12 protein-coding genes and 1 tRNA gene are annotated in these 15,939 nt (G+C 74.0%); 6 read left to right on the forward strand and 7 right to left on the reverse strand.

The genetic code is table 11. The features are described from left to right. Positions 1-33: 33 nt before the first annotated feature. The 4 genes from H8838_RS06620 to H8838_RS06635 all read right to left on the reverse strand — a co-directional run bounded on the left by H8838_RS06620 (position 34) and on the right by H8838_RS06635 (position 3,301). Positions 34-201 carry a hypothetical protein gene (locus H8838_RS06620; protein WP_185995064.1) on the reverse strand — a complete coding sequence of 56 codons (168 nt, stop codon included), beginning with the start codon at positions 199-201 and terminating at the stop codon, positions 34-36. Between the two features lie 64 nt (positions 202-265). Then, positions 266-1,078, reverse strand: a complete 813-nt coding sequence (locus tag H8838_RS06625; protein WP_181310832.1) for a sulfite exporter TauE/SafE family protein — start codon at positions 1,076-1,078, stop codon at positions 266-268. After that, on the reverse strand, positions 1,078-2,481 hold the full coding sequence (locus tag H8838_RS06630) for an MBL fold metallo-hydrolase (RefSeq protein ID WP_181310371.1): 1,404 nt from the start codon (positions 2,479-2,481) through the stop codon (positions 1,078-1,080). Before H8838_RS06630 ends, H8838_RS06625 begins: the two co-directional genes overlap by 1 nt. A 169-nt stretch (positions 2,482-2,650) precedes the next feature. Next, positions 2,651-3,301, reverse strand: coding sequence for a hypothetical protein (locus tag H8838_RS06635; RefSeq protein ID WP_181310372.1), 651 nt, complete (start codon positions 3,299-3,301; stop codon positions 2,651-2,653). 199 nt (positions 3,302-3,500) lie between these two features. On the opposite strand from H8838_RS06635, the gene H8838_RS06640 reads away from it, so the two are divergent. The 4 genes from H8838_RS06640 (at position 3,501) to H8838_RS06655 (ending at position 8,125) form a co-directional block, all read left to right on the forward strand. Further along, positions 3,501-4,709: a fatty acid desaturase family protein gene (locus tag H8838_RS06640; RefSeq protein WP_181310373.1), complete on the forward strand. Its 1,209-nt coding sequence runs from the start codon at positions 3,501-3,503 to the stop codon at positions 4,707-4,709. A 67-nt stretch (positions 4,710-4,776) separates the two neighbouring features. Then, positions 4,777-5,724, forward strand: a complete 948-nt coding sequence (locus H8838_RS06645) for a putative selenate ABC transporter substrate-binding protein (RefSeq protein WP_185995063.1) — start codon at positions 4,777-4,779, stop codon at positions 5,722-5,724. Further along, the gene (locus H8838_RS06650) at positions 5,721-6,473 is read left to right on the forward strand and encodes a phosphonate ABC transporter ATP-binding protein (protein ID WP_181310375.1); all 753 of its coding nucleotides are present in this window, start codon (positions 5,721-5,723) and stop codon (positions 6,471-6,473) included. The genes H8838_RS06645 and H8838_RS06650 overlap by 4 nt, the downstream gene beginning before the upstream one ends. Further along, positions 6,470-8,125 (forward strand): PhnE/PtxC family ABC transporter permease, encoded by a 1,656-nt coding sequence (locus H8838_RS06655; RefSeq protein WP_185995062.1) that lies wholly within the window; start codon positions 6,470-6,472, stop codon positions 8,123-8,125. Before H8838_RS06650 ends, H8838_RS06655 begins: the two co-directional genes overlap by 4 nt. 34 nt (positions 8,126-8,159) lie before the next feature. Here H8838_RS06655 and selB read toward each other — a convergent pair whose 3' ends face one another. The 3 genes from selB to H8838_RS06670 all read right to left on the reverse strand — a co-directional run bounded on the left by selB (position 8,160) and on the right by H8838_RS06670 (position 11,445). Then, positions 8,160-9,938, reverse strand: coding sequence for a selenocysteine-specific translation elongation factor (gene selB, locus H8838_RS06660; protein WP_185995061.1), 1,779 nt, complete (start codon positions 9,936-9,938; stop codon positions 8,160-8,162). A 3-nt stretch (positions 9,939-9,941) separates the two neighbouring features. Then, positions 9,942-11,300 carry an L-seryl-tRNA(Sec) selenium transferase gene (gene selA, locus H8838_RS06665; RefSeq protein ID WP_224766433.1) on the reverse strand — a complete coding sequence of 453 codons (1,359 nt, stop codon included), beginning with the start codon at positions 11,298-11,300 and terminating at the stop codon, positions 9,942-9,944. A 50-nt stretch (positions 11,301-11,350) separates the two neighbouring features. Further along, positions 11,351-11,445 (reverse strand) — tRNA-Sec (locus H8838_RS06670). Positions 11,446-11,490: 45 nt separating this feature from the next. Here H8838_RS06670 and selD point away from each other — a divergent pair. Then, positions 11,491-12,507, forward strand: coding sequence for a selenide, water dikinase SelD (selD, locus tag H8838_RS06675; protein WP_185995060.1), 1,017 nt, complete (start codon positions 11,491-11,493; stop codon positions 12,505-12,507). 46 nt (positions 12,508-12,553) lie between these two features. Then, positions 12,554-15,934 (forward strand): formate dehydrogenase, encoded by a 3,381-nt coding sequence (gene fdh / locus H8838_RS06685; protein ID WP_185995059.1) that lies wholly within the window; start codon positions 12,554-12,556, stop codon positions 15,932-15,934. Positions 15,935-15,939 lie beyond the last annotated feature (5 nt).

Genomic DNA, 15,939 nt, shown 5'->3' on the forward strand with positions numbered 1-15,939 from the left:
AGCCAGCCGCCATGACGTCCGCCGAAGAACGGGTCAGCGGCCGAGGAACCGGCTGAGCCAGCCGCCGTCGGTCCGCTCCTCCTTGGGGTGCCCGGGGCACCACTGACCGGCGGGGACCCTGGCCGTGACCTGGGCGACGTGCTGACCGCAGCCGGCCCAGGTGGTCTTCTGGCAGGTCTTGCAGGTGGTGGGACGACACATGGTGCTTCTCCTTGGTGGGTTTCTCAGGTTCTGAGCTCGGGGGACGGGGCAGGGACCGGCAGGTCTAGAGGAGGCCGGGCAGGGCGCGCGCGGCGGTGTAGACCGCGACCAGGAGCACCAGGACGGTGAAGGCCGCCTGGAGCTTCGCGGCGTCGAGCCGTCCCGCGAGCCGGGCGCCGGCCACCGCAGCCAGGGCGGAGGCGGCGGTGAGGGCGGCGACCAACGACCAGTCGGGTGCGACGCCACCGCCGGCCCGGACCGCGAGGGCGACGGCGCTGGTGATCGTGATGACCACCAGCGAGGTGCCCGCCGCCTGACGCATCGGGATGCCCAGGGCAAGCAGCAGTGCCGGGACGACGAGGAAGCCGCCGCCGACCCCGAGGAACCCGGTGAGCAGACCCACGGCGGTGGCCGTGAGCAGCACCTGGAGGGCACGGGGGCAGTTGCAGGCGAACGTCGGGCTGAAGGTGATGATCGGGTCGTCCAGCGTCGGCCGGGGCGAGTCCTCGGCGCCGCGGTGCCGCAGCACCCGCCAGGCCATCAGCCCGCCGACGAAGAGCATCAGCGCCGCGAACGCCGCCAGCAGCAGCTCGTCGGAGACCACGGTGGAGGCGGTGGCGCCGAGGGCCGCGCCGCCCGTGGCGACGAGGCCGAAGACCGCGCCCCGGCCCAGCAGCACGTGCCCGGCACGGCGGGCGCTGATCGCGCCGACCAGGGAGGTCGCCCCGACCACCACCAGCGAGCCGGTGGTCGCCTGCGCGGGGGACTGGTCGAGCAGGTAGACCAGCACCGGGACGGCGAGGATGGAGCCGCCGCCGCCGAGGGTGCCCAGCGAGAGGCCGATCAGCGCGCCGGCCAGGAGTGCGGCGCCGAGCATCACCCGGCGTCCGGCTCCTCGGTGCCGACCATCGGCAGGCCCGCGGCCCGCGCCTGGTCGAAGGCGTCGTCGACGGCGACCACGGTGCGACCGGCCGCGTCGAGGAACGAGGCCCCGATGCTCGCCCGGTAGCCGGCTGCGCAGTGCACCCAGACCTCGCCGGCCGGCACCTCGCCGGTACGGCGCGGCAGCTCGTGCAGGGGGATGTTGAGCGCGCCCTCGACCGCGCCCGCCCGGTGCTCGTCGGTCCGGCGGACGTCGAGCACCACCACCCGGCGGTGGTGGCGCACCTGGGCGAGGTCGGCGAAGGTGGCGGTGGGGTAGCTGGTCAGCTCCCCGGTGGTCCAGGACGTCGGGTCGCCAGTCGCCTGGGCGGCCGGGCGGTCGATCCCGATCCGGACCAGCTCGCGCTGCGCCCGGGCGACGTCCTCGCTGGTCTCGCCGAGCAGGGTCACCGGGGTGCCCCACTCGATCAGCCAGCCCAGGTAGGTGGCGAACTGGCCGTCGAGGCCGAAGTTGAAGGTGCCCGGCGCGTGCCCGGCGGCGAACGCCGTGCGGGTGCGCAGGTCGACCACCCACTCGCCGGCCTCGATCCGGCGCCGCAGCTCCCCGGCGTCGGCGGTGTCGACGGGGGAGAGGTCGGGAGCCTGCGGGCCGGCGGAGTTCCGCGGCGCCATGTGCGCGTAGTACGCCGGCCAGGCGCTGAGCCCGGCGAGCAGCTCGCGGACGTAGGTCTCCTCGTCCTGGGTCAGCACCGGGTTGGACCGCTTCTCCTGGCCGAGGGTGGAGGAGGTGGCGTCGGACTGGCTGGCGGAGCAGAAGGAGCCGAAGCCGTGGGTCGGGTAGACCTCGGCGGCGTCGGGCAGCTCGTCGGCGAGCCGGTGGGCGGAGGCGTGCTGGTGGCGGACCAGGGTGTCGGTGTGCTCGGCGCCGAGGAGGTCGGGCCGGCCGGTCGCGCCGTAGAGCAGGGAGCCGCCGGTGAAGACGGCGTACGGCTCCTCGGTGCCGTCGTCGCCGATCGTGGAGACGGCGTACGAGAGGTGGGTGAAGGTGTGCCCGGGGGTGGCGATCGCCCGGACCCGCATGGCCGGCCCGACCTGCACGACCTCGTCGTCGGCGATCGGGGTGCGGGCGAACGAGACCTCGTCCGCGGCGTTGACCAGGTAGGCCGCTCCGGTCGCCTCGGCGAGCGCGAAGCCGCCGGTCACGTAGTCGTTGTGGATGTGGGTCTCGAAGACATGGGTGAGTCGGACGCCGTCGGCCTGGAGGACCTCCAGCACCCGGTCGATGTCCCGCTGCGGGTCGACCACGAAGGCCACCGTCCCGTCGTGGACCAGATAGCTGCGGTCGCCCAGGGACGGGGTCTCGATGATGCGCACGGTCAGCGCCTGCGAGTCGGTCATGTCTACCTCACTTTCCATCCCCCTAGGGGGTTATGGCCTCCAAGGTACACAACCCCCCGGGGGGTTAGTGAATCCTGGGCGCGACTCGAGCCCCGGCCCCACGCGGCCGGGTGGCTGCAGGGGGACGGGGTGCGTGTCGGCCGGGACCGCGGTGGCCCGGACGCCGAGGTCAGTCGCAGGTGTCGCAGAGCCCGGTGGCCGGGAGCTGCATGAAGCATCGGGGGCAGGTCGCCGTACGCGGCGGCTCGGGCTGGCGCGAGCGGCTCACCGTGGCGGACGGCTTGGAGGTGCGGTGCGGGGTGACCTTGGCGACCGCGGCGTCCTTCGACGCCCGCGCCGGGCGGGTGCTCTTCGCTGCCTTCGGGCTGCGGCGGGCGACCTCGCGCACGGGCGGCAGGGCCGGCTCGCCACCGTTCGCCGGCAGCTCCGCGCCGTGCCGGCGGTAGCACTCGAGCCGCTCCTGGGCCGCGTGCTGCTCGGGGTCGGTGACCTGGTCGCCGCGCACGGTCAGCACGGTGTCGGCGTACCAGTCGCTCATCCGGCCGTCGGGCCCCACGCACAGGGAGCCCAGCAGGGGCTCGGCCCGGCGTACGCAGTCCTTGGCCACGCGGAAGAGCACGTCGCCCATCCACAGGCTCGGTGCCTGGCGCTGGCGGATCTTGGTGCGCTGCTGCACGGCGGCGGAGAGCTCCGCGACCGTGATCACCGCGTGGTACTCCGTGGCGGTGTCGGCGAGCACGTGCCGGGCGGCCAGGGCAAAGGTCTCCCGGACGGTCTCGATGTCCAGCGTTCGGGCTTCGATCCACGCGACGTCGTCCACGAGGACGAATGTAACGCGCCCCCCGAGCGGCCCGGAGGGCGGCGTCCCGGGAGCGTGAGCAGGGACACCACCAGCGCCGGTCGTATCCGCGTCTCAGGGCTGGAAGACTGAAAACGGGGTACGTGTCCGCCGACCCGGCACAATGGGGGCAGCCATCACCACCGGTGGCGGCTCCGCGACAAGTAGGGACAGCATCGAAGTGACTGCCATCGAGAGGAAGCCCGCGAGCCAGATCGCCCACCTCACCCCTGAGGACATCGAGGCGCTCGGCCGTGAGCTGGACCAGATCCGACACGACGTCCTGGACACCCGAGGCGAGCGCGACGCGGCCTACATCCGGCGGGTGATCGCCGCCCGTACCGGGCTCGAGGTCGCCGCACGCCTGGCCCTGATGGTGGGCAGCAGGCGGCGCCCCGCCTGGCTGATCGGCGCCGGCTGCCTCTCGGTGGCCAAGATCCTCGACAACATGGAGATCGGGCACAACGTCCTGCACGGGCAGTGGGACTGGATGCGCGACCCGAAGATCCACTCCGAGACCTGGAACTGGCAGCACGCCTCGCCGCCCTCGCAGTGGAAGCGGGCCCACAACGTCCAGCACCACCGGTTCACCAACATCCTGGGCATGGACAACGACCTGGGCTACGGGATCATGCGGGTGGACGAGGACCAGGAGTGGCAGCCCCGCTACCTGGTCCAGCCGGTCTGGAACGCCGTCAACGCGCTGATGTTCGAGTACGGGATCGCCACCTACGACATCGAGCTCGGCGAGCACCTCCGGGAGAAGAAGGGCGTCACCCCCGAGCTGCGGGCCAGGATCGTGGACACGCTCAAGCAGACCGGCAAGCAGGTGCTGCGCGACTTCGTGGTCTTCCCGGCGCTCTCGGGACGCGGCTGGAAGGCCACGCTGGGTGCCAACGCCACGGCCACCGTGGTGCGCAACGTGTGGAGCCACTCGGTGATCATGTGCGGCCACTTCCCCGAGGGCGTGGAGACCTTCGAGCAGCCCGAGCTGGACGAGGACGAGACCCGAGGGGAGTGGTACCTGCGCCAGATGCTCGGCTCGGCCAACATCTCCGGCTCCCCGACCATGCACCTGATGTGCGGCAACCTCTCCCACCAGATCGAGCACCACCTGTTCCCGGACCTGCCCAGCAACCGCTACCAGGAGATCGCGCCGAAGGTGCGCGCCGTCTTCGAGCGCTACGGCCTCTCCTACAACGCGCGCCCCCTCCCGCAGCAGGTGGGCAGCGCGTGGCACAAGGTCGTCCGGCTCTCCCTGCCGAACGGCTGGCTGGAGGAGACCACCTGGTCCAACGCCCCGCGCCAGGTGGCCTCGCTCTTCCGACGCCGGAGCCGGGCCACGAAGGGTGCCGCCGTCGCGGCGATGGGCCGGGCCGCCCTGGTCTGAGTCCCGCAGGTGAGACCCCCGCGTCGCCCGGGCCCGGGGGCCTGCGGTTCTGGCATGCTCGGGAAGCATGAAGACACCTCTCGGGACGAGGACGTCGGGCTGGCAGCGGACCGTGCTGGTCGGGGCCCTCGGGGCCCTCGGTGCCCTGGGCGGCCTGCTCGCGGCCTGCGGCTCCAGCGAGTCCGCTGAGGACTCGCCGGTGCTGAGCATCAGCGCCATCCCCGACCAGGACCCGTCCGAGCTGGTGGCCCGCGAGCAGCGGCTCGCCGACTACCTCGCCGAGACGCTCGACGTCGAGGTCGAGTACGTCCCGGTCACCGACTACGCCGCCTCGGTGCAGCTCTTCACCGCGGGCGACCTGGACCTGGTCTTCTACGGCGGTCTCACCGGCGTCCAGGCCAGGCTCCAGACGCCCGGCGCCACGCTGGTCGCCCAGCGCGACATCGACGAGGAGTTCCGCAGCGTCTTCATCGCCGGGACCAGGACCGGGATCGACCCGATCGAGTCGGTCGAGGGGCTGACGGCGCTGACGGGCCGCCGGTTCACCTTCGGTAGCGAGTCCTCCACGTCGGGGCGGCTGATGCCCGAGTGGTTCCTCCAGGAGGCTGGGCTGGACGGGGCGACCGACTTCCCCGGCGAGCCCGGCTTCAGCGGCTCCCACGACCAGACGATCGAGCTCGTCGCCTCCGGCTCCTACGAGGCCGGGGTGCTCAACGAGCAGGTCTGGGAGGACCGGACCGCCGACGGCACGGTCGACCCGGACGAGGTGGTGGAGGTCTTCCGCACCCCGACGTACCACGACTACCACTGGATCGCCGGCCCCGAGACCGACGACCGGTTCGGCGAGGGATTCACCGACCGGCTGCGCGACGCCATGCTGGCGCTCGACGGCTCGACCCCGCAGGAGGAGGAGCTGCTCGCCGGGTACGGCGCGGGCGCACTGGTCCCGACCGAGCCCGACAACTACCAGCAGGTCGAGGAGATCGCGCGGAAGCTGGGCCTGGTCACGTCGTGAGCGAGCTCGCGGTGACGCTGCGCCGGGTGCGGGTCAGCTACGGGAGCAGGGTCGCGTTGCGTGGGGTGGACCTCGAGGTCCGGGCAGGGGAGCGGGTCGCGCTGGTCGGTCCCAGCGGCGCCGGGAAGTCGACGCTGCTGGCCCTCTGCACCGGCGCCGTGCGCCCGGCCGAGGGAGAGGTGACCGTGCTGGGCCGGGACCTCGCGCGAGTGGGCGCTCGTGAGCTGGCGGACGTGCGGGGACGGATCGGCACCATCCACCAGCGGCTGCACCTGGTCGAGCGGCTCCGGGTGGTGCACAACGTCAACGCCGGGCACCTGGCGCGCTGGAGCACCTGGCAGGCCCTCACCTCCCTGGTCCGGCCCCGGGAGGTCGCCACCGCGCGGGCGGCGTTGGCCCGCACCGGCATCGAGGAGCTGCTGCACGCCCGCACCGGGGACCTCTCCGGCGGGGAGCAGCAACGGGTGGCGCTGGCCCGGGTGCTGGTGCAGGACCCGTCGCTGGTGCTAGCCGACGAGCCCGTCGCCAGCCTGGACCCCGCCCGGGCCGAGGAGGTGATGCGGCTGCTGTGCGAGACGGTCGCCACCCCGGCCCGCACCCTGCTGGTCAGCCTGCACGACTTCGACCTCGCGGTGCGCTGGTGCGACCGGGTGGTCGGCCTGCGCGAGGGGCAGGTCGTCTTCGACCTGCCCGCCGCCGCCGTCGGCCCGGAGCGGCGTCGGGAGCTGTACGCCCTGGGCCGCGGGTGACCGGGCTCCGGGCGCTCACCCGGCTCGAGGCGACCGGGCCGCCGAGCCCGCCTGCGGGTGCCGGTCGGGTCCGGCCGCGTCGGCGGGGCTGGCTCTGGGCGCTCGGGTGGCTGGTCGTCCTCGGCTGGGCGACGGTCGGGCTGCTACCGCCCGGCGGGCAGGTGGTCAACCCCGCCGGCTGGAACTTCCTCGCCGACTTCTGGGCGCACGCCCTGCGCCCCGAGCTCGACCCCGCCTTCCTCCGCACGACCTGGGAGGCCACGCTGACCACGGTCGCCTTCGCGGTGCTCGGCACGGTGGGAGCGGTGCTGCTCGGGGTGCTCGGCGCACCGTGGATGAGCGAGACCTGGTGGGCCCCGACGAGCGGCCGGCCGGTCGGTCGCGTGCTCCGGCGCGGAGGACTGGTGCTCTCCCGGGTGGTGGCGGCGCTGCCCCGCGGCGTGCACGAGGCCGTGTGGGGACTGCTGCTGGTGAGCGTGCTCGGGCGGGACCCGCTGGTGGCGGTGGTGGCGATCGCCGTGCCGTTCGGGGCGATCACCGCCAAGGTCTACTCCGAGCTGCTCGACGAGGCCGACCACCGGCCGTACGAGCAGCTGCGCACCGCCGGCGCTGGCCGCCTGACCGCGGTGACCTACGGCCTGCTGCCCGGCCTGCTCCCGGCCGCCACCTCGTACGCCTTCTACCGGTTCGAGTGCGCGATCCGCTCGGCCGTCATCCTGGGGATGGTCGGCGCCGGCGGGCTGGGCCTCCAGCTGAGCCTGAGCTTCGCCGGCCTCCAGTACGCCGAGCTGTGGACCGCGGTCTACGCGCTGGTCCTGCTGGGTGCGGCGGTGGACCGCTGGGGGCTGCTGCTGCGGCAGCGACGGGGGCAGAGACGGGGCCGGGGACGGTTCTCGCTGGCCGTCGGGGCGCTGCTCGTGGTCCTCTCCGTCTGGCACCTCGGGCCGGACCCGGCCCGCTGGGTCTCGGGCCGCACGGCCGACCAGCTGGTCCGGCTGCGCGAGGCGCTGGTCCCGCCCGCTCTGCCCGCCGGGGGCTGGGCCGAGCTGGGCCGGCGGGCCGTGGAGACCCTGCAGATGTCGGTGCTGGCGATCAGCCTGGCCAGCCTCCTCGGGGTGCTGGTCGCCCTGGTCGCGGCGCGCCAGCCGGCCGGCAGCCGGGCGTCGTGGCGCGGCCTCCTGGGCTGGGCGGCGCGCCAGGTGCTGCTCCTGACCCGCGCCCTGCCGCCGCCGGTGTGGGCGCTGCTGGTGCTCTTCGTGGTCTTCCCCGGGCCGTTGCCTGGCGCCCTCGCGCTGGGCATCTACACCTTCGGCATCCTGGGCCGGCTCTTCGCCGAGGTGGTCGAGGAGCTGGACCAGCGGCCGCGGCAGGCGCTGGTCGGGATGGGGGCCCGCCCCGGGGTGGCCCTCGCCTACGCCTCGCTGCCGGCGGCGCTGGGCCAGCTGGTCGCCCTGAGCCTCTACCGCTGGGAGGTGACGGCGCGCGAGACGGTGGTGGTGGGCGTGGTCGGCGCCGGCGGGCTCGGTCGGCTGCTCGAGCAGCAGCGGTCAGCCTTCGACTACCCAGGGATGGCCGGCACGGTGCTCGCGCTCATCGCCGTCTGCCTGCTGGTGGACCTGGTCAGCCTCGCCGTGCGCGCCAGCCTCCGGTAGCCCGGCTGTCCCTCGCTGTCGCTGTCGCCGGCGCTCAGGCGAGCTCGCGACGGTCGTCCGGCAGCCGCCGGGTCAGGCCTCGGCGGTCCAGCAGGTCGAGCAGCGGCAGCACGACCCGGCGCGAGGTGCCCAGGGCCTGCCGCGCCTCGCTGGTGGTGAAGGGCTGGGGCAGGCCGGAGAGGAGACGCACCGCCTCCTGCTCGGCGCCCGGCAGCAGCACGATGCCCGGGGCGACGCGGACCAGCCGGCCCGCCTTGGCGGCAGCCGCCACGGCGCGCTGGTCGAGGCCGAGCGCGGCCAGCCGATCGGCGGTCAGGGCGGCGAACGGGGCCGGAGCCAGGTCGGCCGCCAGCTCGGCCAGAGCGCGCTCCAGCGCCGGGGGCAGCCCGGCCGGAGCGTGCGGGGCGACCACCCGCCCGCCCCGCACCCGGAGCGGGGACGGCGCCACGGCGGCGACCAGGGCCGGGTCGGGCAGGCCGAGGCGCTCGGCCAGGACGGAGAGCGGGACCCCGGGGTCCAAGGGCTGCGCGGCGTCGTGCTCGGCGACCATCCGGGCCAGCGCGGCGCTCGCCCGCTCGGCCCGCGCGGCGCCGAGCCACCAGTCGCCCACCCGGACCGCGCCGGGAGCCGTCGCACCCTCCGGGACGCCGAGCCGGCGCAGCAGGTCGACGTGGACCACGCCGCGCCGCTCGGTCTCCGAGGCCAGGTCGGGCTCGCCGGAGACCGAGGCCAGCTGCTTGGCCCGGGCCGCCGCTGCGCCGCGCCGGGACAGAGCCGGGGGAGCGGGGTCCAGGACCTGCACGCCCCACACGGTCCGGGTCCCCGGCTCGCGCAGCAGCGCCCGGTCCCCGACCCGCAGGGGCAGCGGACGAGCCAGGGTGAGCCGGACCAGGTCCGCGGTCAGCGGGCGGACGCGGGCGGCCACGGCGGCGGCCCCCACGTGCAGCTGGAGCTCGGAGGCCAACCGCTCCGACGACCCGTCGACCCCGTGACCACCCCGCAGGGCGACCCGGACGTCGACCAGCGTGGTCTCGTGCCACGCGTCCGGTGTCACCAGCACGCTGCCCCGGTCCACGCCGGCCAGGTCCGGGCCGGTCAGGTTGAGCGCCACCCGGGCCACGCCGCTCGCGGCGTCGACGGGGCGGCCGAGGCTCTGCACCCCGCGTACCCGGACGAGCCTGCCGTCGACGGCGAGCTCGTCCCCCCGGGCGACCCGTCCGGCGGGCAGGGTGCCGGTCACCACGGTGCCGGCGCCCTTGACCACGAACCGGCGGTCGACCCACAGCCGCACGTCGGCCGCGGGGTCGGGCTCGGGCAGCCCGGCGACCATCCGGGTCAGCGCCTGGCGCAGCTCGGGGAGCCCGGCTCCGGTGCGGGCGGAGACCGCCACCACCGGGGCGCCGTGCAACGAGGTGCCGGCCAGCTCCGCGCTCACCCGGGCCATCGCGGGAGCCGGGTCGGCCAGGTCCGAGCGGGTCACCGCCACCACGCCGGAGCGCACGCCCAGCGCGTCGAGGGCGGCCAGGTGCTCGGCCGCCTGGGGCATCCACGGGTCGTCGGCGGCCACCACCAGCAGGACCGCCGGGACCGGACCGATCCCGGCCAGCATCGTGGAGATGAACCGCTCGTGGCCCGGTACGTCGACGAAGGCCACGTCGCCGACCTCGGGCAGGCTGGTCCACACGTAGCCGAGCTCGATGGACAGGCCGCGGCGCCGCTCCTCGGCCAGCCGGTCCGAGGTCATCTGGGTCAGCGCGTCGACCAGGGTGGACTTGCCGTGGTCCACGTGCCCGGCGGTCGCGACGACGTGCACGGCTCAGCCCGCCCCGCCGGCCAGGGCACGGCGTACGGCGTCGACCAGGGCGTCGTCGTCGGCCTCGGCCACGGCGACCAGGTCGAGCAGCAGCGCGCCCCGCTCGACCCGGCCCACCACGGGGAGCACGGCATCGGCGCGGAGGGGGGCGTGCAGCACCACGGGGAGCGAGACGGCGGCGCTGGCGAGGGGGACCTCGGGGGCGCCGCCGCCGCCGACCGCGGCCACGGTCTCGACGGCCGAGACCTCGACGACGTCGGCCAGGCGGTCGCGGATCCGCTCGGCCCGGGTACGCAGCGCGCGCGGGTCGGCCGCCAGAGACCGGGCCACCGGGCTCTCCGGCCCGGTCAGGGTGGCCTCGAGCGCCGCGAGGGTGAGCTTGTCGACGCGCAGGGCGCGGGCGAACGGGTGCCGGCGCAGTCGCTCGACCAGCTCGGCGGCACCGAGCATCAGCCCGCACTGGGGTCCGCCCAGCAGCTTGTCGCCCGAGGCGGTGACCAGGTCGGCGCCGGCCCGCAGGGCGTGCGCGGCGCTCGGCTCGTCGGGCAGCCGGTGGTGCGGGGCGAGCAGCCCGGAGCCGATGTCGGCCACCAGGGGGACGCCGTGCTCGCCCGCAAGACGAGCGAGCACCGGCAGCTCCACCGAGGAGGTGAAGCCGGAGACGAGGAAGTTGGAGGGATGCACCTTGAGCACGAAGGCGGTGCGCTCCCCGAGGGCGGCGCGGTAGTCCTCGGCGTGCACCCGGTTGGTGGTGCCGACCTCGCGCAGCCGGGCGCCCACGGACTCCAGCAGCTCGGGGATCCGGAAGCCGTCGCCGATCTCGACGAGCTCGCCGCGGGCGATGACCACCTCGTCGCGCGGACCGCGACCGGTCCCGGTGAGTGCCGCGGTGACCAGCGCGAGGGCGGCTGCGCCGTTGTTGACCACGTGCACGCCGCCGGCGTCCGGCACCGCGGCGGCCAGCGCCGCGAGCGCCGAGCGTCCCCGTCGGCCCCGGCGACCGGTGGCGAGGTCGAGCTCGACGTCGGTCGCACCCGCAGCCACCCCGAGCGCCTCGACCGCGGCAGGGGAGAGGGGGGCCCGCCCCAGGTTGGTGTGCACCACCACGCCGGTCGCGTTGAGCACCCGGCGCAGGGCGGTGGCGGTGGGCGGCAGCGACGCCAGGGCGGCCGACGGGACCTCGTCGGGGGCCAGCTCTCCGCGGCGGCACCGGTCCTGGGCCCGGCGGACCGCGTCCTTGACGATCGTGGCTCCCAGCCGCTCGGTCGCCGCGCGGACGGCGGGCTCGGCCAGCACCGTGTCGGTGCGCGGCACTGCCCGCCGGGAGTCGGCCAGGGGCTGGTCCGCGGGCGTCTCCAGCATCCAGGTCCTCTCTCGGCCGACGGCCGTCGGGAGCTTGGACGACCGACACGTGGCGGAGGCGGACGGGAATCGAACCCGCCGGCCCTGGATACCAGGACCCTACGGTTTTGAGGACCGCGCCCGTCACCAGACGAGAAACGCCTCCCCGCGACGTGGCCACCACTGTAGACACATCCGTAAGGTCGTAGTCATGACGACGCTCCCTGACGTCCGGCTCACCCAGTTCGCGAGTGGAGGCGGGTGCGCGTGCAAGGTCCCGCCGGGTGAGCTGGAGCGGGTGCTGGCGGGACTGCCCGGGGGGCGCGCCGGTGACGGCTCCCCGCACCCCGCCGGCGAGCTGCTGGTCGGGCTCGAGCACGGCGACGACGGGGCCGCGGTGCGGATCGCCGGCGGTCGCGCGCTGATCGCCACCGCAGACTTCTTCACCCCCGTCGTCGACGACCCGTACGACTGGGGCCGGATCGCCGCGGCCAACGCGCTCTCCGACGTCTACGCGATGGGTGGCGAGCCGGTGCTGGCGGTGAACCTGCTCGCCTGGCCCCGGGACAAGGTGCCGTTCGAGCTCGCCCGCGAGGTGCTGCGCGGCGGCGCCGACGTGTGCGCCGAGGCCGGGTGCCACCTGGCGGGCGGGCACAGCATCGACGACCCCGAGCCGAAGTACGGCCTCGCCGTCAGCGGCCTGGGCGACCCGGACCGGTTGCTGCGCAACGACGCCGCCGTCGCGGGGACGCCGCTGACCCTGACCAAGCCGCTGGGGCTCGGCATCCTCAACAACCGGCACAAGGCCACCGGGGAGCGGTTCGACCACGCGGTGGCGACGATGACCACGCTCAACCGCGACGCCTCGCGGGCGGCGCTGGCCGCCGGGGTGACCGCGGCCACCGACGTCACCGGCTTCGGCCTGCTGGGGCACCTGCACAAGATGGCGCGGGCCAGCGGGGTCACCGCCGTGGTCGACAGCGCGGCGGTGCCCTACCTGGACGGGGTCCGCGAGTCGTTCGCCGCGGGGTACGTGCCCGGGGGCAGCCGCCGCAACCTCGAGTGGGTGCGGCCGCACCTGAGCGCCCAGGTGGACGAGGACGAGCTGGTGCTGCTGGCCGACGCGCAGACCTCGGGCGGGCTGCTGGTGGCCGGCGAGATCCCGGGCCACCCGGTCGTCGGCGAGCTGGTCCCGGCCCGGGAGACGACTCTGGTCATCCGGGGATGATCCGGCGCATAGTGGGGTACCTGCGACGCATGAGGAGGGCAGGGGCATGAAGACGTTCCTCGACTGGCCGGTGCTGCGCCAGCTGCGCGGTGACGACGTCCTGGGTCGCGGGACCGCGGCGCGGTCGGCGAAGACCGAGGAGATCACCTCGCGCACCACCACCGCCGACAGCATGGCGCGTAGCGTCTGTCCGTTCTGCGCCGTCGGTTGCGGCCAGCGGGTCTTCGTCAAGGACGGAGAGGTGACCCAGATCGAGGGCGACCCCGACAGTCCCATCTCCCGCGGGCGGCTGTGCCCCAAGGGGGCGGCCAGCAAGAACCTCGTGACCAGCCCGCTGCGCCAGACCACGGTGCGCTACCGCCGTCCGCACGGCACCGAGTGGGAGGACCTCGACCTGCCCACCGCGATGGAGATGATCGCCGACCGGGTGGTCAGGACCAGGCGTGACTACTGGCAGGACTTCGACGACCAGGGACGCGCCGTCCGGCGGACGATGGGCATCGCCGGGCTGGGCGGGGCCACGCTGGACAACGAGGAGAACTACCTGATCAAGAAGCTCTTCACCGCGATGGGCGCCATCCAGATCGAGAACCAGGCTCGTATTTGACACTCCGCCACCGTCCCCGGTCTGGGGACCAGCTTCGGGCGCGGCGGCGCCACCGGGTTCCTCCAGGACCTGTCGAACTCTGACTGCATCATCATCCAGGGCTCGAACATGGCCGAGGCGCACCCGGTGGGCTTCCAGTGGGTGGTGGAGGCCAAGGCGCGCGGCGCCAAGGTGATCCACGTCGACCCGCGGTTCACCCGGACCAGCGCGCTGGCGGACACCTTCGTGCCGCTGCGCGTGGGCACGGACATCGCCTTCCTGGGCGGGATCGTGAACTACGTCCTGAGCAACGAGCTGGACTTCCGCGACTACGTGGTCGCCTACACCAACGCGGCCACCATCGTCAGCGACCAGTTCCGCGACACCGACGACCTCGACGGGCTGTTCTCCGGGTTCGACCCCGACACCCGGACCTACGACTCCGAGTCCTGGCAGTACGCCACCCACGAGGGGGACGCGGCCGGGGACGACGAGGCCGTGCAGCGGGAGACGGCCTCGGCGATGCAGCACGAGACCCACGGCATGCAGGTCGAGGGGGAGCCGCCGCGGGACGAGACGCTCCAGGACCCGAACTGCGTCTACCAGATCCTCAAGCGGCACTACGCCCGCTACACCCCGGAGATGGTGGCCCGCACCTGCGGCGTCTCCGAGGAGGCGTTCCTGGAGGTCTGCAAGGCCTGGACGGAGAACTCCGGTCGGGACAAGACCACGGCGCTGGTCTACAGCGTCGGGTGGACCCAGCACAGCGTGGGCGTGCAGTACATCCGCACCGGCGCGATCCTCCAGCTGCTGCTGGGCAACATGGGGCGTCCGGGCGGCGGCATCATGGCGCTGCGCGGCCACGCGAGCATCCAGGGGTCGACCGACATCCCGACGCTGTTCAACCTGCTGCCGGGCTACCTGCCGATGCCCAACGTCCAGCAGCACGCCACGCTGGAGAAGTGGGTGGACGCGGTGCGTCAGCCCGGCGCCAAGGGGTTCTGGTCGCAGGCGCCGGCGTACGCGGTCAACCTGCTCAAGGCGTACTGGGGCGAGAAGGCGACGCCGGAGAACGACTTCTGCTTCGACTACGTGCCCAAGATCTCCGGTGACCACGGCACCTACCGGACCGTGCTGGACATGATCGACGGCAAGGTCAAGGGCTACTTCCTGATCGGGCAGAACCCCGCGGTGGGGTCGGCGCACGGCAAGGCCCAGCGTCTCGGCATGGCCAACCTCGACTGGCTGGTGGTGCGCGACCTCTTCGAGATCGAGAGCGCGTCCTTCTGGAAGGACTCCCCGGAGGTCGCGACCGGCGAGATCGTGCCCGAGGAGTGCGCCACCGAGGTCTTCCTGCTGCCGGCGGCCTCGCACGTGGAGAAGGCGGGCACCTTCACCCAGACGCAGCGGATGGTGCAGTGGCGGGAGAAGGCGCTCGACCCGCCCGGCGACGCCCGCTCCGACCTGTGGTTCTTCTACCACCTGGGCCGGATGGTCCGCGACCGCGTGGCCGGCTCCACCGACGAGCGGGACCGGCCGCTGCAGGACCTGGCCTGGGACTACCCCACCCACGACGAGGGCCGTGCGTCCGGGGAGTGGGCCGAGCCGAGCTCGGAGGCGATCCTGCAGGAGATCAACGGCTACGAGATCGCCACCGGTCGGCCGCTGTCGTCGTTCAACGAGATGAAGGACGACGGCTCCACGCTGGGCGGGTGCTGGATCTACACCGGGATCTACGCCGACGGCGTCAACCAGGCGGCCCGGCGCAAGCCCGGCTCGGAGCAGTCCTGGGTCGCCCCGGAGTGGGGCTGGGCCTGGCCGGCCAACCGTCGGATGCTCTACAACCGGGCCTCCGCCGATCCCGACGGCCGGCCGTGGAGCCCCGAGAAGGCCTTCATCTGGTGGGACGAGGAGCGCGGCGAGTGGACCGGGCACGACGTCCCCGACTTCGAGAAGACCAAGCCGCCGTCGTACCGGCCGGGGGAGGGCGACGACGGCGTCGCAGGCATCGCGGGCAACGACCCGTTCATCATGCAGGGCGACGGCAAGGGCGCGCTCTACGTCCCGACCGGACTGATCGACGGCCCGATGCCCACCCACTACGAGCCGGTCGAGTCGCCGTTCCGCAACCCGTTCTACGGGCAGCAGGGCAACCCCACCCGCAAGGAGTATGCCCGCGAGGACAACCGGATGAACCCGAGTCCGCCGGAGCCGCACAGCGAGGTCTTCCCGTTCGTCTTCACCACCAGCCGGCTGACCGAGCACCACACGGCCGGCGGGATGTCGCGGTACGTCGCCCGGCTCGCGGAGCTGCAGCCGGAGATGTTCGTCGAGGTCTCGCCCGAGCTGGCCGAGGAGCGCGAGCTGGAGCACGGCGGGTGGGCGACGATCGTCACCGCCCGGTCGGCGATCGAGGCGAGGGTGATGGTCACCGACCGGCTGACCCCGCTGCGGGTCGAGGGCCGCGTGGTGCACCAGGTGTGGATGCCCTACCACTGGGGACAGGGCGGGATCGTCACCGGCGACTCGGCCAACGACCTGTTCGGCATCTCGCTCGACCCCAACGTGCTCATCCAGGAGACCAAGGTCGGCACCTGCGACGTGCGTGCCGGCCGACGGCCCACCGGGCCCGCGCTGCTGGACCTGGTGACCGGCTACCAGCGCCGCGCCGGGGTGGCCTACGACCTGGCGCGACCCATCGTGACGACCGGGGCGCAGGCGGGTACCGCCGACACGGGGGACGAGACGCCCTCCCCGGGCGGATCGTCCGGCGACCAGCACGACCCAGGCAACGATCCCGGCAACGACCCAGGCAACGACCCGAGCGGAGAGCAGCGATGATCGGC

This window comes from Nocardioides campestrisoli, assembly GCF_013624435.2.
In the GTDB taxonomy this organism is placed as follows: Bacteria; Actinomycetota; Actinomycetes; order Propionibacteriales; family Nocardioidaceae; genus Nocardioides; species Nocardioides campestrisoli.